We start from the raw sequence: 17,034 nt of genomic DNA, 5'->3' as shown, positions 1-17,034 counted from the left end.
AGGGTGGGCGTGGTCCGCCTCCCTCTCCCCGGACCGATGGCACTCAGCCTCCTCCTTCTTCTCAGCCGCCGCCGCCACCGCCGCGATGATGGTGGTCCCAGCGCTTGCGCTCGCGGCGATGCTGGCCGTGGGGGATCCGCTCGCAGAGGCTCAGCAGGCGTTCGCCCAAGGGAACTACGAGGGCGCGGAGCAACTCGCGCTGCAAGCCGCACAGCCTCCGCGTCTTGGCGCCGCGCTCTATTTGGTGGGCCTGGCGCGCTTTCGTGCCGGGCGACCGGCTGATGCGCTGGAGGCGTTCGACGCCGCCGGGCGGGCCGAGGATGCACCCGAGCGCGCCCAGTGGAGCTTCAACCGAGGGGCATGCCTCTATGCGTTGGCGCGCTTCGATGAGGCAGAACAAGCCTTCCTCGAGGCCACGGCGGATGAAGCCCTCGCACAGGTGGCTTGGGTGAACGCCGGGTTCGCCGCGCTGGATGCGGGCGCACCCGAGCGTGCAGCGCAGTGGGCAGCGCGAGCGAAGGCGGGTGCATCCGAACGAGAGCTGGCGTTGGTGGAGGATCTGCTCTCCGGGATCGCGGGCGCGCAGGGACGCAGCGAGAGCGAGGGAGACGAGGCATACCGCCAGGGCCTCGTGTCCTTCGACGCGGGCCGCTTCGAGGAGGCGCGTGCGCAGTTCCTCCGGGCCGCGAAGCTGGAGCCGTCCTCGGGGCGTGCATGGCTCATGGCTGGGGCCTCGGCCTACCGGATGGATGATCGAGCCGCGGCGCGAGAGGACGTCACGTCCGCGCTCGCGCTGCCACTGGAGCCGCGAGACCAGGAGATCGCTCGCGACTACCTGGACCGACTCTCCTTCGGATTGCGTGCGAATGGTCGGGGACCGGCGGCGTCTGTCGCCACGGGAGGTGGGTTCGACAGCAACGTGCTGCAGATCGGCGTGGCTCAGCGCGACGTTTTGACGGGGACGGAGACGGGAAGTGCCTTCGCGGAGGTTGGGCTCGGGCTCGTTGCTCGCTTCCGGCTCTCGGACTCGGTTTTCGCTGAGCTCTCGTACGGTGGATCGCAGCGAGCGTATGCACTGGCCTCGGTACGAGATTACTCGCTGCAACTGCACCGCGCGGACGCGGCCGTGGAACTGGACGTCACTCGTCGCTTCCGGCTGGGCGTTTCGTCCGGGGGAGACCTGTTCTTCACGGGCACGTCGGCCTTTCGCGGGCTGCAGGCCTCGGCGGGGGCCTCAGCGTGGTTCGTGCTGGACGAGAGCGACGTGACGAGTACGCGGCTCGATGTGTCCATCGCGCGCAAGGTCGGACTTGTCAGCGAGTTCAGCTACCTCACCGGCGGGCGTCTGGATGCGACGCTGTCCCAGTCGGTCCGACTGCGTTCCCTGGGGATGACAGCGTGGTACCGCTACCGTGAAGACCGCATCGGCACGTTGGTGCAGCAGGCCTCGTCCGGGGACACGTCGGGCACGTCGCAAGAGTACGTCATCCCCTTCGCCTGGACGGGACACGCGGCAGGGGCGTCAGCGCGCTGGGAGCTGGGAGAGCGGTGGGAAGCAAGCCTCTCCGCAGGCGTGGAGTGGCGCAACTACCTGAGCGAGAGCTCCCTACGAAACCAGGCGGCGGATGGGAGCGTGGAGGAGTGGGGACGCCGTCGGCGCAAGGATGTGCGCTTCGTGCTTGGTCCCGCCGTGAGCGCCCGGTTGACGGAGCATCTCCAGCTCACCGTGCGGTACGACCTCCTGGTGAATGAGTCCAACGTGGACACGCGGCTCGCCGATCCCGCCAATGCATGCACGGCGCCGGAGTATTCGTGCCACCGTTATGACTACACGAACGGGAACTACCACAAGCACCTGCCCATGCTGGAGCTGGGTGCCACGTGGTGAGTGGGCTACTTCGCCGAAGCGCTCTGCTCGACTTGGGCGAGGGCTTCACGCGCCTGCGCCGTGATCTCATAGGAGCGCAGGCGCGCGGCATGGTCGAAGATCTGTGACGTGACCATGAGTTCGTCGGCGCCGGTGCGGGCGAGGAAGTCCTGCAGCCCACACCGGACGGTCTCGGGTGAGCCGATGACCGAACAGGACAGCGCCTGGTCGAGACCTGCTCGGTCCAGTGCGGTCAGCTGGCTCTCGTAACCATCGACTGGCGGCTGGAGGGGACCCGGCCGGCCACGGCGAAGGTTGACGAACGCCTGCTGCAGAGAGCTCATCAGCCGACGGGCTTCCTCATCCGTATCGGCGGCGAAGACATTGATGCCCAACATGAGATGAGGGTGCGCCAGCTGCTCCGAGGGCCGGAACCGGCTGCGGTAGAGTTCGATTGCCTGCATCATCTGAGCTGGCGCGAAGTGGGAGGCAAAGGCGTAGGGCAGGCCCAGCGCCGCCGCGAGCTGCGCGCCGAAGAGGCTGGAGCCCAGGATCCAGACGGGCACGTTCAATCCGGCTCCGGGTACGGCCTGGACCCGCTGGCCGGGCTCGGCGGGGCGAAAGTAGCCCATCAGCTCGAGGACATCCTGTGGGAAGGAGTCGGCGTCGCCGGCCAGGGTGCGCCTCAGCGCCCCGGCGGTGAGCTGATCCGTGCCCGGAGCGCGCCCCAGGCCCAGATCGATGCGCCCGCGATAGAGCGCCTCCAGGGTGCCGAATTGCTCGGCGATCACCAGCGGCGCATGGTTGGGCAACATGATCCCGCCCGCGCCCACGCGGATCGTCGAGGTGCCGCCAGCCACATACCCGATGACGACCGAGGTCGCCGCGCTGGCCACGCCGGGCATGTTGTGGTGCTCGGCCAGCCAGTAGCGGCGATAGCCCCACCGCTCCGCATGCCGGGCGAGGTCCAGCGTGTTACGGAGAGCCTGGGAAGCGTCGCTGCCGTCGACGATGGGCGAGAGGTCGAGAACGGAGAAGGGAACCATTCCTGCCATATAAGGCGTTCGCGCCAGGAGACCACTGTTTCGGCAGGGAAGAGTGCCTCCCCTGCCATGGCTCGCTTATGTCCGCCATGTGCCAGGGAGGCTGGATGACCTTGGAGCGTCCGGGCAGGCGCTGAGGAGAAGCACGGATGTCGACATCCCCTTTTCTGCCGCGCCCCAGGAGTGGCCCGCTCGATGTGACGACGGACCTGCTCGACTTCGCCATCGTCACCTATGCCGTGGAGCCCGAGGCGCTCGCGCGCCACCTGCCGCCGGACTTCGAGCCCGAGACGTTCACGCTGGCCGATGGGCGTCGCGTCGCCTTCGTGTCCGCGGTGCCCTTTCGAGACAAGAACTTCCGGTTCGGGTGGGCTCCCTTCTTCCGCTTTGACATGGGGCAGACCAACTACCGCGCCTACGTCCGCCATCGTGGAGAGCGGGCGGTGTGGTTCTTTGGGACCTCGCTGGACTCGCCGTGGGTGTGGATCCCTCGCTTCGTCTGGAAGCTCCCGTGGCACCCGGCGCGCATGCGCTTCGAGGCAGCCTGGACTGGCGAGCGCTGTGAGCAGTACCGCCTCGCGACCGAAGGGGAGTGGGGTGGGGCGGAGCTGGAACTCTCAGGCACGGAGACGCCCATGGGGTGCCTGGATGGCTTCCGGGACGAGGAGGAGTGCGCCGTCGTCCTGACCCATCCGCTGCAGGGCTTCTACTTCCGCAGGGACGGCAGGCTCGGCACGTACTCCATCTGGCATGCACGCCTCCAGCTTCAGCGCGCCAATGTCCGCAAGGCCCGGTTCCAGGTCTTCGAGAGCCTGGGACTGACGACCTCCGAGAGCGTGCCGCACTCCGTGCTGGTACAGCGCAGCACGGAGTTCATCATCTTCCTTCCGCCCAGGCCGCTATGAAGGACGTGGAGTAGGAAGGCTCGGGGGGGACATTCTTCGTCACCACCACCTGGCCCGAAGAGGTGCGGCCCAGCTCCGCGACCCTGCGGTGGTGCTGGGCATTCCTCCAGAACAGGCCCGCGTCGAAGATGAGCAGCGCTCCGCCGTGTAGCAGGAGCGAGGCGCCTGCGCCTTCACGCCATGCGGTGTGGCCTCGCCGCTGGAGGAGCAGCATGGCCCCGAGTGCGGCCGTGGCCACGTCGAGCCCCAGGCCCACCCAGAGCAGGCGCTGGAGCAGGCTGCTGCGGCGCAGCGTCGTCCTCAGTCCGAGCCTCGGCAGCTCCTGTGCCTTGACGGCCCTTCCACCCAACAGCGCCGTGCCGAGGACGAACACGTGTACGCTGGCAGCGGCCTGGAAGAAGGCGCGTGTGCGCATGCGCGCGGCGGCCGTTGCACCCAGTCCTCCCACCGTGGCTCCCAGTGTGCATACCGCGCCGAGGAGCTTCAGCACCCGGGCGTCTTCGCTCAGTCGCTGGGAGTTGAGCCTGCGCAGGTCCGGAGATGGGGGCGGTCCTCGCGGTGCCGAAGGCGGCGGGAGGCGCGGGGTAGGGGAAGCCAGGGACAAGCGCATGCTTGGGCTCTCCGGTAGGACAGGACTCCCCAGGAAGATGGGCACGCGGGGCAAGCGCGGCATAAGGCTTCTCCCTCCGGAGCAGGCAGGCGAGCATGGGAGTGGTGGGTGAAGCTGCTCGGCGACGGACGGGAGGGTCGAGGAGGTGACGTCTGGGGGCTCCTCGTCGGAGGGAGGTCGCGCTTGCGCTTCCGTGCAGGCCGCTCTCATGCGTGGATGACCTGACGTGCGCACTCCGACCGATCGTTTTCTCCCTCCCGACCACGACGCCTTCGTCTCCGCCGAGCCGGCGACAGGGCGTGTCATCGTCATCGCCCCTACGCGTGCCGCATGCGAGACCATCGAGCTCGCCATCGGGCTTCGTCTCGAAACCTACCTCGAGAAGCACCACGGGCCCCGGCTGCGCGAGCTGGCGCGTGCGGGGAAGGGCTTTGGCATCGTGGCTGGCACTGGGACCGGGAAGACGCTCGCCATCCGACTCATCGCGGAGGAGATTGTCGGCACCCCGCTCCGAGTCGGTGTGGTGAACCGCGAGCGTGAAGCGACGCCGGAGACCCCTACCTGGAACGTCATCATCGTGACGACCGGCATCGCGCGGCGCTGGTTCCAGAACGGCGACATCCTCCCGCACGACACGCTCATCATCGATGAGATCCACCAGACTTCGGCGGAGCTGGAGCTGTGCCTGGCGCTCGGCAAGCGCGTGGGCTGCCGCTTCATCTGGCTCTCGGCCACGGTCGACCCGACGCTCTACGCGCGCTACCTGAACAGCGCCGATGTGCTCGAGGTCCAGGCGTTCGACCCGAAGAAGGTGGCCACCGTCGTGGTCGAGCGCAGGGCGCCGCTCGCGTTCCTCGATGAGGCGTTCCTGCGCGCCGTGGAGGAGGACCAGCGCGGGGTGGGGATCTTCCTGCCCACGCGGGCGGCGGTCGAGCAGGTGGCCTCGCACGTGCGCAACCACTGGTCGGGTATCAACGCGGCCTACTACCACGGCGGGGAGCCGATTCGCGCCATCCGGCCGTTCCTCGAAGGAACGGAGCCCAAGCCCTTCCTCCTCGCCATGACCGCTGCGGGGCAGAGCGCGCTCAACGTGCAGGGGCTCGACACGGTCGTCATCGATGACACGCGCTTCGCCAACCTCGTCGAGCGCGGACGCAATGTGCTCACGCGTGTCCACCTGGGAAGCAATGAGCTCCTCCAGATGGCGGGGCGCGTGCATGGCCGCGTGGAGGGTGGGCGCGTCTTCATCCTGAGCGACCGCGTCATCGACTTCTTCTCGCTCCGCCCGACGGAGCCCGAGTTCCAGCTCGCGGGCGACTCGGAGCGCGTGGCGCTGACCGCTGCCGCTCTTGGCGTGCGGGCCGATGCGTTGGACCTTCCGGTGCCGCTCGACCGCATTGCCTACCGCCGCGTGCTCCAGCGACTGCAGGACCGCAACATCGTCGACGCGCAAGGCAAGCTCTCGCAGTACGGGCGCGCGGTCGAGGCGCTCCCCGTGGAGCGTGCGTGGGCGGAGTTGATCGTCAACGGCGAGGACGCGCTGCTGCCCTTCCTCTCCGTGTGCAGCGCCATCGAGTCGCTCCACCGCATGACGCGCGAGGAGCGCGACCTGGAGGGCGTGCTGGTCCCCGGCAGCGATCACCTCACGGCCTACAACCTCTACGCCGACGCCTACCGGGAGGCGGGCTACATCGGCGAGGTGTACGGGCTCCCTCGTCACCTGTTCCAGCCGGAGAAGATGGCGCGCTGGGCCGAGCAGCGTGGCGTGCTGGTGAAGGCCGTCGAGGACGCGGCCCTGGCGATGGCGAGCGTCTACCGGAGCGTGGGCGTCAGCCTGCCGTCGCGCATGCCATTCGCGGGGGACCGGGTGCATCGCCGCTTCGCGGACCTGCTTGCGCGCTTCATGCCGTTCGATCTCGTCATCGACGAGCAGACCTCCTGGGGCGACCAGGCGCGCGTCTCGAAGACGAGCGTGTGCGGGAGCTTTGGCGCGGTGGCGGGCTCGCTTCGCTATTTCGCCGATCGCTACGGCAACACGAACGCCGCCATCGAGGGCACACAGATCCCGCTCGACATGCTGCGGAAGTACGCGCGGCGCCGCGAGCCGGAGCTCTCCTACGACACGTGGCACGCGTCGCTCGTGCTCGACTGGAGCGTGGAGCACTCAGGCTTCGAGCTGGAGCGCGAGCTCGAGGTGCTTCGAGCGTGGGAGTCGGAGCTGGCCGACCGCGCGCGCCGCATGCTCGCCGAGGCCCTGGCGCGTGGGGACGCACAGCACGCGGCGGTGCGCCGCAATCAGCCGGCCATCGACGAGGTGCGCGAGCTGTGGCGGCGCTCAGGAGGGCGCACGGCGAAGCTCGGAGTTCCGGAGCTGACGGCCCGCTATGAGGCGCGGCTCGAGGGGGTGAGCAGCATGGACGAGTTCCATGCTCGCCCGCTGGATCTCGACCTGGAGACGCTGGTGCCTCCCGAGACGCGCGAGGCGCTCCTGGCGTTGCCGGGAGTGGTGAGCATTCGCGAGCAGGAGGTGGAGCTGGGCTACGAGGTGGAACAGGAGCCGGGTGAGAAGGCGGTAGGTGTGGTGCGGCTCCATCTTCCCGAGAAGCTCGCGCGCACGCTCGTGGAGGAGGAGCTTCCGGTGTTCGATCGGCCCGTGCGCTTCATGGTGGGCCGCGGCCGGCGTGGAGCCCTGCGCGCTGACACGCTGCTCGAGCTGCAGGAACTGCTCGACATGCCATGGATGCCCGAAGAACTCGAGGCGGCGCGGGATGACCGCCGTCGAAGCGAGAGCGGGCGCCCGGCGGTGCGGTACGCGCAGCACGACTCACGCCCGGTGAGTCCAGCGCCGCGTCGGCCGGGACGTCATGGGGCAGGAGCGTCCGGAGGCAGGCCAGGAGGAAGCCCCGGCGGCGGCGGGCGGCGCGGCGCGGGCGGCGGTGGCAAGGGGCATGGCAGTGCCTCGGGGCGGGGTGGACGGCCGGGGGCTGGCAGGGGGACTCGGCGCCCGAAGCGACGATGAAGGCCACCCAGGGGCGTCTGGCTACGACGCTCACACGGGCAAGCCCGCCAGCAGCCCTCGCCGAGTCACGGACCCGCTCTCTTGTCCCTGAACCAGTGCTTCAGTCCTTGTTCACCTCGCAGTAGGCGAAGGCAATCGCGCTCGCGTGGGTGGGAACGACGAGGTGTTGCACCTTGGAGAGCATGCAGGAGGTCGCGTTCGGATCCACGGTGTAGTTGGGGCGGCGGCAGTCGAGGTTGGCGCCGCTGACGGCATCCGGGTTGCTCAGGAAGTAGCTGCCACACCAGGGCGGCACCACGGTATCTCCGTCGCTCACCACGGCCGCGTAATGCACCGGTCCCGTCGCGGTGGCCCCAGGTGTCTCGTCGTTGGATCCGTCTCCATAGGGCAGCACCCCGTTGAGCTTCTTCATCAGTGCGCTGTTGGGGCAGTCCTCGGGGTTCACCCCGGGGCAGTTGCTCACCAGGGTGCAGTTGGTGATGCCGTTGTTCGGAGCGCTCATCACCACCAGGTCATCCACGGACCGGTTGGCCAGGAATCGCGCGTAGTAGCGCGCCACCACGCCGCCCTGCGAGTGCGTCACCAGATCCACTGCCGGACAGACGCCTCCAGGACAGGGCACCTTCGTATCGATGAAGTTCGCCAGACACCGCGCGTAGCTCTCGTTGACGAACGAGGCCGAGTACCCCGGCAGCGTGGAACAGAAGGTATTGGCGCCGCAGTCGCGCGTCATGTCGAAGCGGAAGAGGTTGACGCCCTCGGTGTAGCCCCGCGCCGTCCAGTTCGACACGAGCGTGTCCCAGCGCGCCGCCGTGTCATTTCGGCCATGCACCAGGATGACGGGGTGCTTCGGCGCGACGGTGGCGCACGTGGTGGCGCACTGGGCCTCGGCCCTTGCTCCCAGCAGGAACAGCATCCCGGCCGCGGCAACAATCCATCCCTTCATGTCGTGTCCCTCCCAATGCGAATGCAGGGAGGAGCCTAGAGGGGCTTTGTCTCGTTAATCAAGAATTGAATTTTGATAATCCGGGAAAACTACACGTGGCATCCGTTCGTCGTGGCGAATGGGAACCGTTGACCCTTTGCGTCAACTCGTGTTACCGACCGGTCGGTAGGTCAATGGCCCAGTGGCCAGGCCTGCATCACAAGGAGCGGTTCATGACTGTGGGGCGGAAGCCGGATGACGAGCGGTACCAGGCCATCCTGGAGACGGCGGCCCGGCTGATTTGCGAGCGCGGCTACGAGGGCACCTCCATGCAGGAGATCGCCGCGGCGTGTCGGCTGACGAAGGCGGGGCTCTACCACCACATCCAGAACAAGGAGCAGCTGCTCTTCGCCATCATGAACTACGGGATGGACCTGTTCGAGCAGCAGGTCCTCGCCCGGGTGCGGGACATCGCGGACCCCGTCGAGCGGCTGCGCGCCTGCATGCGGCACAACATCGCCCTGGTGACGCACGGCACGAGCAAGGAGGTCGTCATCATCCTCCACGAGCACGCCACGCTCACGGGTGAGGCGCGCGAGTACATCGACCGGCGCAAGAAGGCCTACGTGCGCTTCATCGAGGCCACCTTCGCCGAGGCCGTGCGCCTGGGGCAGCTGCGGCCCATCGATCCGACCATCGTGGCCTTCTCGTTCCTGGGCATGGTGCTGTGGGTCTACAAGTGGTTCAAGCCGGATGGGCGACTGACTGATACGCAGATCGCCGACGGCATGGTGGACCTGTTCTTCTCGGGGCTGGCGTCTCCGGGAGCCGTGAGCACGTCCTCCGAGGCGCCGGTGCTCTCGCTGGTGCCTCCGTCGGCGGTGGGTGAGAAGTCATGATGCCGAGGCGCTGGCGCCCGCTGGGGGAGGCCGTGGCCTCCATCCCGGACGGCGCGTGGCTGGCCACCGGTGGCTTCATGCTGGGCCGGGCGCCCATGGCGCTGGTGCTGGAGCTCATCGCCCAGGGCCGGAAGGACTTGCGGCTCATCTCCCTGCCGAACCCGCTGCCCGCCGAGTTCCTGGTGGCGGGCGGATGTCTGTCGCGGGTGGAGCTGCCCTTTGGCGCGCTGAACCTGGAGGGCCGGGTGCGGCCCATGCCCTGCCTCAAGCGGGCCATCGAGCAGGGGCGCCTGTCCTGGCGCGAGCATGACGGCTACCGCATCGTCCAGCGGTTGCGCGCCGCAGCCATGGGGCTCCCGTTCCTGCCCGCGCCGGACACGGACGTGTCCGAGCTGGCCCAGGCCGAGCCTCCGCTCAGCGTGGTGGACCCGTTCACCGGCAGGAGCGTCCCCGTCGAGCCCGCCTTCTACCCGGACGTAGCGCTGGTACACGCGCGCGCCGCGGACGAGCGCGGCAACCTCTATATCGAGGACCCGACGACGGACCTGCTCGTGGTGGGCGCGGCCCGTCGAGTCATCGCCACCGCCGAGGAGCGCGTGGCGCAACTCCCGCGCGTCACGGTGCCGGGCTTCCAGGTGGAGAGCGTCTCGTTGGCGCCGGGTGGGGCGCTGCCCACCGGCTGCGTGGGGCTGTACCCGCACGATGACGCGATGCTGGCGCGCTACCTGTCGCTGGCGGAGGCCGGCCGCGAGGCGGAGTTCCTGCACGGCCTGCTGGAAGCCCGGAGGGCGGCATGAGCGCCTCGGTCCAGGCCACGCCGGCGGAGACGGTGGTCGCGCTGCTGGCGCGGGAGATCGACGACGGCGCCGTGGTGGCCACGGGAGTGGCCTCGCCGCTGGCCATCCTCGCCATCGCCGTGGCGCGGGCCACGCACGCGCCCGGGCTCACGTACCTCGCGTGCGTGGGCTCGCTGGATCCGGAACTGCCCACGCTGCTGCCCTCTTCGGAGGATCTCGGCTACCTGAACGGGCGCACGGCGGAGATCACCATCCCGGATCTATTCGACCACGCGCGGCGCGGGCGGGTGGACACCGTCTTCTTCGGAGCGGCGGAGGTGGATGGCCGAGGGCGGACGAACATGACGGCCTCGGGCAGCCTGGAGCAGCCCCGCACCAAGTTCCCTGGAGTGGCGGGAGCGGCCACGTTGCGGCAGTGGGTCCGCCGGCCGGTGCTGGTGGTGCCCCGTCAGTCGCGCCGCAACCTGGTGCCCCAGGTGCAGGTGGCGACCACTCAGGATCCACGCCGGACGGTACGCCTCATCTCGGATCTGGGCGTCTTCGAGCTCGGAGTGGAGGGCGCCTGGCTGAAGTCCCTGCACCCCTGGACCACGGTGGAGCAGGTCTCCGAGCGCACCGGCTTCTCCTTCTCGGTGGAGGAGCAGTTGCCCATCACCCCGCTGCCGGATGAGCGCACGCTGGCGGCGATCCGAGCCATCGATTCTCACTGCCTCCGCGATCAACTCGTGGGGGCCTGACGTCGTAGCCCATCAGGAGTCACCTGGAATGAAGGCTGTCGTTCTTCGGGAGTTTGGCGCCGCGAGCAACCTGCGGATGGAGAGCGTCCCCATGCCTCGCCCCGGCCGTGGCGAGGTGCTCGTTCACGTGCGGGCCTGCGGAGTCTGCTACCACGACGTGATCAACCGCCGGGGCAACCTGCCTCGCACGCATGTGCCCGCCATCCTCGGCCACGAGGCGGCTGGCGAGGTGGTGGAGGTGGGCCCGGACACTCCGGGGTGGAAGATCGGAGACCGGGTGGCCACGCTGCAGCGGCTCTCGTGCGGGGAGTGCGCGCTGTGTCGCAGCGGGCGCAACAGCCTGTGCCGCAAGGACAACCGCTTCTTCGGCGAAGAGCTGCCCGGTGGCTACGCGCAGTTCATGGTGGCGCCGGTGGCGGGACTGGGGCGCGTCCCGGACAACATGGCCTGGGAGGTGGCGGCCACGGCCTGCTGCACCACGGGCACGGCGGTCCACACCGTGCGGACGCGCGGTCAGGTGAAGCCCGGAGAGACGGTGCTCATCACCGGCGCCAGCGGAGGCGTGGGGCTGTCGGCGGTCCAGCTGGCCAAGGAGGATGGGGCGCGCGTCATCGCCGTGACCTCCAGCGAGGCCAAGGTGCAGGCCCTGCATGAGGCGGGGGCCGCGGAGGTCATCGTCTCGCGAGGGCTGGACTTCGCCGCCGAGGTGCGTCGCCGCACAGCGGGCGAGGGCGTCAACGTGGCCGTGGAGATCGTCGGCAGCGCGACCTTCGAGCAGTCGCTCAAGTCGATGGCGCCGGGTGGACGCGTGGTGGTGGTGGGCAACCTGGAGTCGGGCGTGGTGAACCTCAACCCGGGCCTGGTCATCGTCAAGGAGCTGGAGATCCTCGGTGCCTACGCGACGACGCTCGGCGAGCTGGACGAGGCGCTGCGGTTGACGGCCTCGGGGAAGATTCGCCCGTTCGTGTCCGAGGCGATGGCGCTGGCCGAAGCGGGCCGGTCGCACTTCCGCCTGGAGAACCGCGAGGTGGCGGGCCGCCTCGTCCTCATTCCCCCCGAGGCATAGTCATGAAGAGACAACAGGTTGGAATCGAAGCGTTGGCCATCGCCGTCCCCCGTCGCTACGTGGACCTTGCGGAGCTCGCGCGCGCGCGCGGAGTGGACCCGGCCAAGTACACCTCGGGCCTCGGAGCGCGAGAGATGGCGGTGTACGACCCGGGCGAGGACACGGTGGCACTGGCGGCCTCGGCGGTCTCCCGGCTGCTGCGCACGCACCAGGTGGACGCCTCGCGCATCGGCATGCTGGTGGTGGGCACCGAGACGGGTGTGGACCACTCCAAGCCGGTGGCCTCGCACGTCCAGGGCCTGCTGAAGCTGCCGCGCACCATGCGCGTGTATGACACCCAGCACGCCTGCTACGGCGGCACGGCGGGGCTCATGGCGGCGGCGGAGTGGATTGCCTCGGGTGCGGCGGCCGGGCGCAGCGCGGTGGTGGTGTGCTCGGACATTGCCCGCTATGGGTTGAATACGGCGGGCGAGCCCACGCAGGGCGCGGGCGCGGTGGCGCTGCTGGTGAGCGAGCAGCCGGACCTGCTGGCGCTAGACGTGGGGCTGAACGGCTCGTGCAGCATGGACGTGTACGACTTCTGGCGTCCGCTGGGCCGGCGCGAGGCGGTGGTAGACGGGCACTACTCCATCCAGTGCTACCTGGAGGCGCTCTCGGGAGCATACCGAGGCTGGCGTGAGCGGGCGCTGGCGCACGAGGTGGTGCGCTGGGGCTCCACGACTCCGGGCGAGCAGCTGGCGCGAATCCTCTACCACGTGCCCTTCTGCAAGATGGCGCGCAAGGCGCACACCCAGCTGCGGCTGTGCGACTTGGAGGACGCGCCCAACGCGGCCAACACGACGGCCGAGGCGCGAGAGGAGCTGGCCAAGTCGAGCGCCAGCTACGAGGCACAGGTGGCCTCCTCGCTGAGCCTCAACGCGCGCGTGGGCAACGTGTACACCGCCTCGCTGTACCTGGCGCTGGCGGGCCTGCTGCACGCCGAGAGCGGGACGCTGGCCGGGCAGCGGCTGGGCCTGCTGTCCTACGGCAGTGGCTGCGCCTCGGAGTTCTTCTCCGGCGTGGTGGGAGCGCAGGCGGCCCAGCGCATGGCGCGCACGGACGTGGAGGCGGTGATGGCGCGGCGCGAGCGCGTCTCCGTGGAGGAGTACGAGCGCCTCATGAAGCTGCCGGGCGATGGGCCGGAAGTGCTGGCCCCCGCGCCGGGAGAGTTCCGACTGGCGGAGATTCGAGACCACAAGCGCCACTACGTCGAAGGCGCCGCGAGCTGAGGAGAGGTTCACCCCCCCGTGCCGGATTCAAAATCCCCCCTGGCATTTCGAGTCAGTCTCCAGGTCTCCATGACCTGGGGGCGTTCTTCTTTCAATGTGGTGCCCGCGCTCCCCCAGTCCCTGGGGGCTCGGCAGGAGGTGGAGGCGCTCCCAGAGGAGTCGCGTTCCACGAGGAGAGCTTCCGCCTCACGCAGGAGGAGAGGCGCGAGCGCTGGGAGGCCCAAGCGGGCAGGGCGCTGATCAGCCACGAAGAAGTGTGAGATAGAGTGCTCTCCATGAAGACCCTCCGAAGCTTCATCGAGAGCCTCTGCTCGGATCGGTGTGCGGGACGAGCCCCTGGAACCCGCGGGAGCCTCGCGGCCCGCTCCCTCGTGGTGGAGGCGTTCCGAGAGGCCGGCCTCGAGCCCGTGGAGCAGCCTGTTCCCGGGTGCGAGGGGGCGAACGTGCTCGCCTCGCTTCGAGGAGAGCAGGACCGCTGGGTGCTCCTAGCGGCCCACTATGACCACCTGGGGCAGGAGGGCCATCACACCTACCACGGCGCGGATGACAACGCGGCGGCGGTGGCGATCCTCCTGGATGTCGCCCGGGCCCTGCGGCGCAATCCACCCAAGGGGCGAGGCATCCTCTTCGCCGCGTTCGATGGAGAGGAGCCCCCGTACTTCCTCACCGAGGCGATGGGCTCGGAGCACTTCGTCCGCCACCCCACCGTGCCCCTGGACACCATCGATCTGATGGTCTGCATGGATCTGGTCGGTCACGCCGTGGGGCCCGATGCGGCTCCCGCCGAGGTCCGCCAGTCGGTGTTCGCGCTCGGGGCGGAGCGGAGCGAGGGCACGGGCGCGCTGGTGGATCGATTGGTCCGCGCCGAACCGGGGGCCGTCATCCGACGGATGGATGCCGAGACCATCCCGCCGCTCTCGGACTACTGGGGCTTCTGGCGCCGTCGCGTGCCGTTCCTCTTCCTGACCAACGGGCGCTGGCGCCACTACCACACGCCGGAGGACACGCCGGACAAGCTCGACTATCCCAAGATCGAGGCCACGGCGCGTTGGCTGGAGCGGCTCACCCGGGAGGCGTGCGCCCGTCCCGAGCCACAGGTCCGCTTCCTCCCGGAGGTGCGCGATGACGCATCGACCTTGCGCTCCCTCATTGCCCTCACCCGGGCCCTGGAGCCCCTGTCGCCCATGGCCTCGGCGGGCCGCTCAGCGGCCGAGGATCTCCTGGGCAGGTGTGACGCGACAGGGCGCCTCTCGGATGCGGAGCGCCCCATGCTCCAGATGCTCGTGGCTCGGCTCGAAAGCTCGCTGGCCTGAGCAGGCAGTGACGCCGCTCAGCCCTCCGTCACGGGCAGGCGGATGATGAAGGTCGTCCCCTTGCCCGGCTCGCTCTGGACTTCGATGAGGCCCTTGTGGCGGGCGATGATGCTGTAGCTGATGGAGAGCCCCAGGCCCGTGCCCTGGCCTCGGGGCTTGGTGGTGAAGAAGGGCGTGAAGAGCCTGGCGCGCGTCTCCGGCGTCATTCCCTTGCCCGTGTCCGCGATCCGCACCACCACCTCGTGCCCCTCGTGCCGGGTCTGGATGTGGATCGTCCCCATCTCCTCGATGGCCTGCGCGGCGTTGATGAGCAGGTTGGTGAAGACCTGGGCCAGCTGGGTGGGGTGGCAGCGGATGAGCGGCAGCGTCCCGAAGTCCCGCCTCACCTCGCACTTGTACTTGAGCTCGTTCCACACGATCTTCAGCGTGGATTCCAGCTCCGCGTTCAGGTCCGTCGGCTGGGGCTCTCCCGAGTCCTCGCGGGTGAACAGCCGCAGGTTCTGGGCGAGTTCCTTGATGCGCTGCGCCCCCCACAGCGACTCCTGGAGGAGCTCGGGGGCATCCACGAGGATCGAGTCCACGTCCTCCTCCTGCCACGACTCGCGCAGGCGGGAGAGCAGCTCCTCCCGTGAGGCCTCGGCGGGCTGGCCCTTCATGGCCAGCAGCTCGCGCTGCAACTGCAGCAGCGGCATCAGGGCCGAGACGTACCGTGAGAGCGTGTTCAGGTTGCTCATGATGTAGCCCATCGGGCTGCTGATCTCATGAGCGATGCCCGCCGCCATCTGTCCTAGCGAGGCCATCTTCTCGGACTGGATGAGCTGGGCCTGTCGCTCCTCCAGCTCGCGCGTGGTCTGGCGCAGCTTCTCGGTGCGGCTCTGCACCAGCTCCTCCAGTCGCGCGTGATGGCGCCGCAGCTCCTCCTCGTGTTGGCGCAGCCGCTGCTCCGCCAGCTTGCGCTCGGTGATGTCGCGGATGATGGTCACACCCTCGTCAGGCCCGCTGCGGACGGTCCGCGACTCGAAGTGCTGTGGACCCTGAGCGCCCTCCACCTCGTATTCGAAGATCTCCACCGTGCCCTGGCGGATGGCGAGCTCCAGGTGCTTGAGCGCCTTGTCGACCAGCGACTGCGGCAACCCAGCCTGGCGGAGGTTGCTGCCAATGATGTTGTCGTGCGGTGTCAGCATGTCCGCATTGGGTTTGACGTCGAGAAAGGTGCCGTCCGCCCGCGTGCGGAAGATGAGGTCCGGAATGGCCTGGAGCAGGCCCCTCATGCGCTCCTCGCTGAGCTTCCGGGCGGTGATGTCCAGGTTGGTGCCGACTACCCGCAGCACCTTTCCCTGCTCATCGCGCGCCACCGCCCGGGCTTGATCCAGGATCCAGGCCCACTGCCCGTCCTTGCGCCGCAGCCGGTACTCCTGCACGAAGTGCGGGGTTTGGCCCTGCATGTGCTCCTCGAAGCGCCGCTCGGTCTCGGCGACATCGTCGGGATGCAACAGGCCCCTCCAGCCAGCGGTATTGGGCTCCAGGTCCTCTTCTTCGTAGCCCAAGGCTTGGAGCCAGTGGCGGTTGACCAACAGATGATCGGTGCGCGCGTCCCAGACCCAGACGCTGTCGGTGAAGCTGTCCACCAACAAGCGCAGCTGCTCGAGGCTCAGCTCCAGGAAGGGATTCGATGCCGCTCGCGCGGGAGCCATGGAGAGAACCTCGAGGGAGCGAGAGGGCGCCCCCAGAGGTTCAATCTACCACTCAGGCGTGCAGATCGACGGCCGCGGAACGACCGGCCTCGAACTGGGGCGCCTTGCGCAGCCGCTCCAGAACGCGCTCCTGGCAGCGCAGCGTGACCATGGGAAGGGAGCCCGGCTCGCTGACCCACTTCACCGCGCCCATCAGCTTCTGGCTCTGCAGATAGTTCAGCACCGAGTCGCGGAAGCGCAGGCTCTCGTCACAGCCGGACTGGTACACCGCACGGCGGTCGCGCTGAGGCGAAGGGCGCCAGGTCGCCTTCGAGTCCTCCCGGGGCATGACGATCGCCTCGATCCACATCTGCACAACCCTCCGGTTCACGCATGCGGAAACTAGCAAGGCGGATCCGGGTTGCATCCCTCGCACGGTTGTATCTTGGCGCCGAATGGTTGCGCTCAGGCGACATGTGCGACTCTCTGGCAAAACCAGAGAAACGCGAATGATGGCCTAAGCTCTGGAGATAACAGGGTTTTTCAGAAGCCCATCTGGACAGCAGCCGAGCGACCAGCCTCGAACTGGGGCACCTGACGCAGCTGCTCCAGCACACCCTCGTGGCAGTGCAGCGTGACCATGGGGAGGGAGCCCGGCTCGCTGACCCACTTCACCGCGCCCATTAGCTTCTGGCTCTGCAGGTAGTTCAGCACCGAGTCGCGGAAGCGCAGGCTCTCGTCACAACCGGACTGGTACACGGCACGGCGGTCGCGCTGGGGCGAAGGGCGGTAGGGCTTGGAGTCTTCCCGGGGCATGACGATCGCCTCGATCCACATGTTCAGCCCTCCGCGTGATGGGCAAGCGAACCAGCTACAGGGGTTATCGTACGGTCCCAGACCATAGTTGCGTCT

The 17,034-nt window shown here is 68.6% G+C and carries 15 protein-coding genes; 9 read left to right on the top strand and 6 right to left on the bottom strand.

Annotated features, from left to right (window positions below):
* Window positions 1-85: 85 nt before the first annotated feature.
* The gene (locus SYV04_RS01125) at window positions 86-1,888 is read left to right on the top strand and encodes a tetratricopeptide repeat protein (protein ID WP_321543683.1); all 1,803 of its coding nucleotides are present in this window, start codon (window positions 86-88) and stop codon (window positions 1,886-1,888) included.
* Window positions 1,889-1,893: 5 nt separating this feature from the next.
* Here SYV04_RS01125 and SYV04_RS01120 read toward each other — a convergent pair whose 3' ends face one another.
* Complete coding sequence (locus SYV04_RS01120; protein ID WP_321543682.1) at window positions 1,894-2,913, bottom strand: LLM class flavin-dependent oxidoreductase; 1,020 nt, start codon at window positions 2,911-2,913, stop codon at window positions 1,894-1,896.
* A 146-nt stretch (window positions 2,914-3,059) separates the two neighbouring features.
* Here SYV04_RS01120 and SYV04_RS01115 point away from each other — a divergent pair, with 146 nt between their 5' ends.
* Window positions 3,060-3,815 (top strand): YqjF family protein, encoded by a 756-nt coding sequence (locus SYV04_RS01115; protein WP_321543681.1) that lies wholly within the window; start codon window positions 3,060-3,062, stop codon window positions 3,813-3,815.
* Here the strand turns inward: SYV04_RS01115 and SYV04_RS01110 are convergent.
* A complete protein-coding gene (locus tag SYV04_RS01110; protein WP_321543680.1) occupies window positions 3,787-4,425 on the bottom strand; it encodes a DUF6992 family protein in 639 nt (212 codons plus the stop codon). The two genes, SYV04_RS01115 and SYV04_RS01110, sit on opposite strands and share 29 nt — an antisense overlap.
* Before the next feature lie 226 nt (window positions 4,426-4,651).
* Here SYV04_RS01110 and SYV04_RS01105 point away from each other — a divergent pair, with 226 nt between their 5' ends.
* A complete protein-coding gene (locus SYV04_RS01105) occupies window positions 4,652-7,444 on the top strand; it encodes a DEAD/DEAH box helicase (protein ID WP_321543679.1) in 2,793 nt (930 codons plus the stop codon).
* A gap of 100 nt (window positions 7,445-7,544) precedes the next feature.
* Here SYV04_RS01105 and SYV04_RS01100 read toward each other — a convergent pair whose 3' ends face one another.
* The gene (locus SYV04_RS01100; protein WP_321543678.1) at window positions 7,545-8,390 is read right to left on the bottom strand and encodes an esterase/lipase family protein; all 846 of its coding nucleotides are present in this window, start codon (window positions 8,388-8,390) and stop codon (window positions 7,545-7,547) included.
* Between the two features lie 212 nt (window positions 8,391-8,602).
* Between SYV04_RS01100 and SYV04_RS01095 the strand changes: the two genes are divergently transcribed.
* The 6 genes from SYV04_RS01095 (at window position 8,603) to SYV04_RS01070 (ending at window position 14,449) form a co-directional block, all read left to right on the top strand.
* The gene (locus SYV04_RS01095; protein ID WP_321543677.1) at window positions 8,603-9,268 is read left to right on the top strand and encodes a TetR/AcrR family transcriptional regulator; all 666 of its coding nucleotides are present in this window, start codon (window positions 8,603-8,605) and stop codon (window positions 9,266-9,268) included.
* The gene (locus tag SYV04_RS01090; protein ID WP_321543676.1) at window positions 9,265-10,065 is read left to right on the top strand and encodes a CoA transferase subunit A; all 801 of its coding nucleotides are present in this window, start codon (window positions 9,265-9,267) and stop codon (window positions 10,063-10,065) included. Before SYV04_RS01095 ends, SYV04_RS01090 begins: the two co-directional genes overlap by 4 nt.
* Window positions 10,062-10,802, top strand: coding sequence for a CoA-transferase subunit beta (locus tag SYV04_RS01085; protein WP_321543675.1), 741 nt, complete (start codon window positions 10,062-10,064; stop codon window positions 10,800-10,802). The genes SYV04_RS01090 and SYV04_RS01085 overlap by 4 nt, the downstream gene beginning before the upstream one ends.
* Before the next feature lie 28 nt (window positions 10,803-10,830).
* Entirely contained in the window at window positions 10,831-11,868 is a 1,038-nt protein-coding gene (locus SYV04_RS01080) for an alcohol dehydrogenase catalytic domain-containing protein (RefSeq protein WP_321543674.1), read from the top strand.
* 2 nt (window positions 11,869-11,870) lie between these two features.
* Window positions 11,871-13,136 carry a hydroxymethylglutaryl-CoA synthase family protein gene (locus SYV04_RS01075; protein ID WP_321543673.1) on the top strand — a complete coding sequence of 422 codons (1,266 nt, stop codon included), beginning with the start codon at window positions 11,871-11,873 and terminating at the stop codon, window positions 13,134-13,136.
* Window positions 13,137-13,411: 275 nt separating this feature from the next.
* On the top strand, window positions 13,412-14,449 hold the full coding sequence (locus SYV04_RS01070; RefSeq protein WP_321543672.1) for a M28 family metallopeptidase: 1,038 nt from the start codon (window positions 13,412-13,414) through the stop codon (window positions 14,447-14,449).
* A gap of 17 nt (window positions 14,450-14,466) precedes the next feature.
* Here the strand turns inward: SYV04_RS01070 and SYV04_RS01065 are convergent, their stop codons facing one another.
* The 3 genes from SYV04_RS01065 to SYV04_RS01055 all read right to left on the bottom strand — a co-directional run bounded on the left by SYV04_RS01065 (window position 14,467) and on the right by SYV04_RS01055 (window position 16,959).
* Complete coding sequence (locus SYV04_RS01065; protein ID WP_321543671.1) at window positions 14,467-16,143, bottom strand: PAS domain-containing sensor histidine kinase; 1,677 nt, start codon at window positions 16,141-16,143, stop codon at window positions 14,467-14,469.
* 52 nt (window positions 16,144-16,195) lie between these two features.
* On the bottom strand, window positions 16,196-16,492 hold the full coding sequence (locus SYV04_RS01060; RefSeq protein WP_321543670.1) for a hypothetical protein: 297 nt from the start codon (window positions 16,490-16,492) through the stop codon (window positions 16,196-16,198).
* A gap of 173 nt (window positions 16,493-16,665) precedes the next feature.
* The gene (locus tag SYV04_RS01055) at window positions 16,666-16,959 is read right to left on the bottom strand and encodes a hypothetical protein (protein ID WP_321543669.1); all 294 of its coding nucleotides are present in this window, start codon (window positions 16,957-16,959) and stop codon (window positions 16,666-16,668) included.
* Between the last annotated feature and the right edge of the window lie 75 nt (window positions 16,960-17,034).

Origin of the sequence: Hyalangium ruber (assembly GCF_034259325.1) — a bacterium.
Lineage (GTDB): Bacteria > Myxococcota > Myxococcia > Myxococcales > Myxococcaceae > Hyalangium_A > Hyalangium_A rubrum.
The sequence above is the reverse complement of the archived record's forward strand: the minus strand, read 5'-3'. Positions and strand labels throughout refer to the sequence as shown.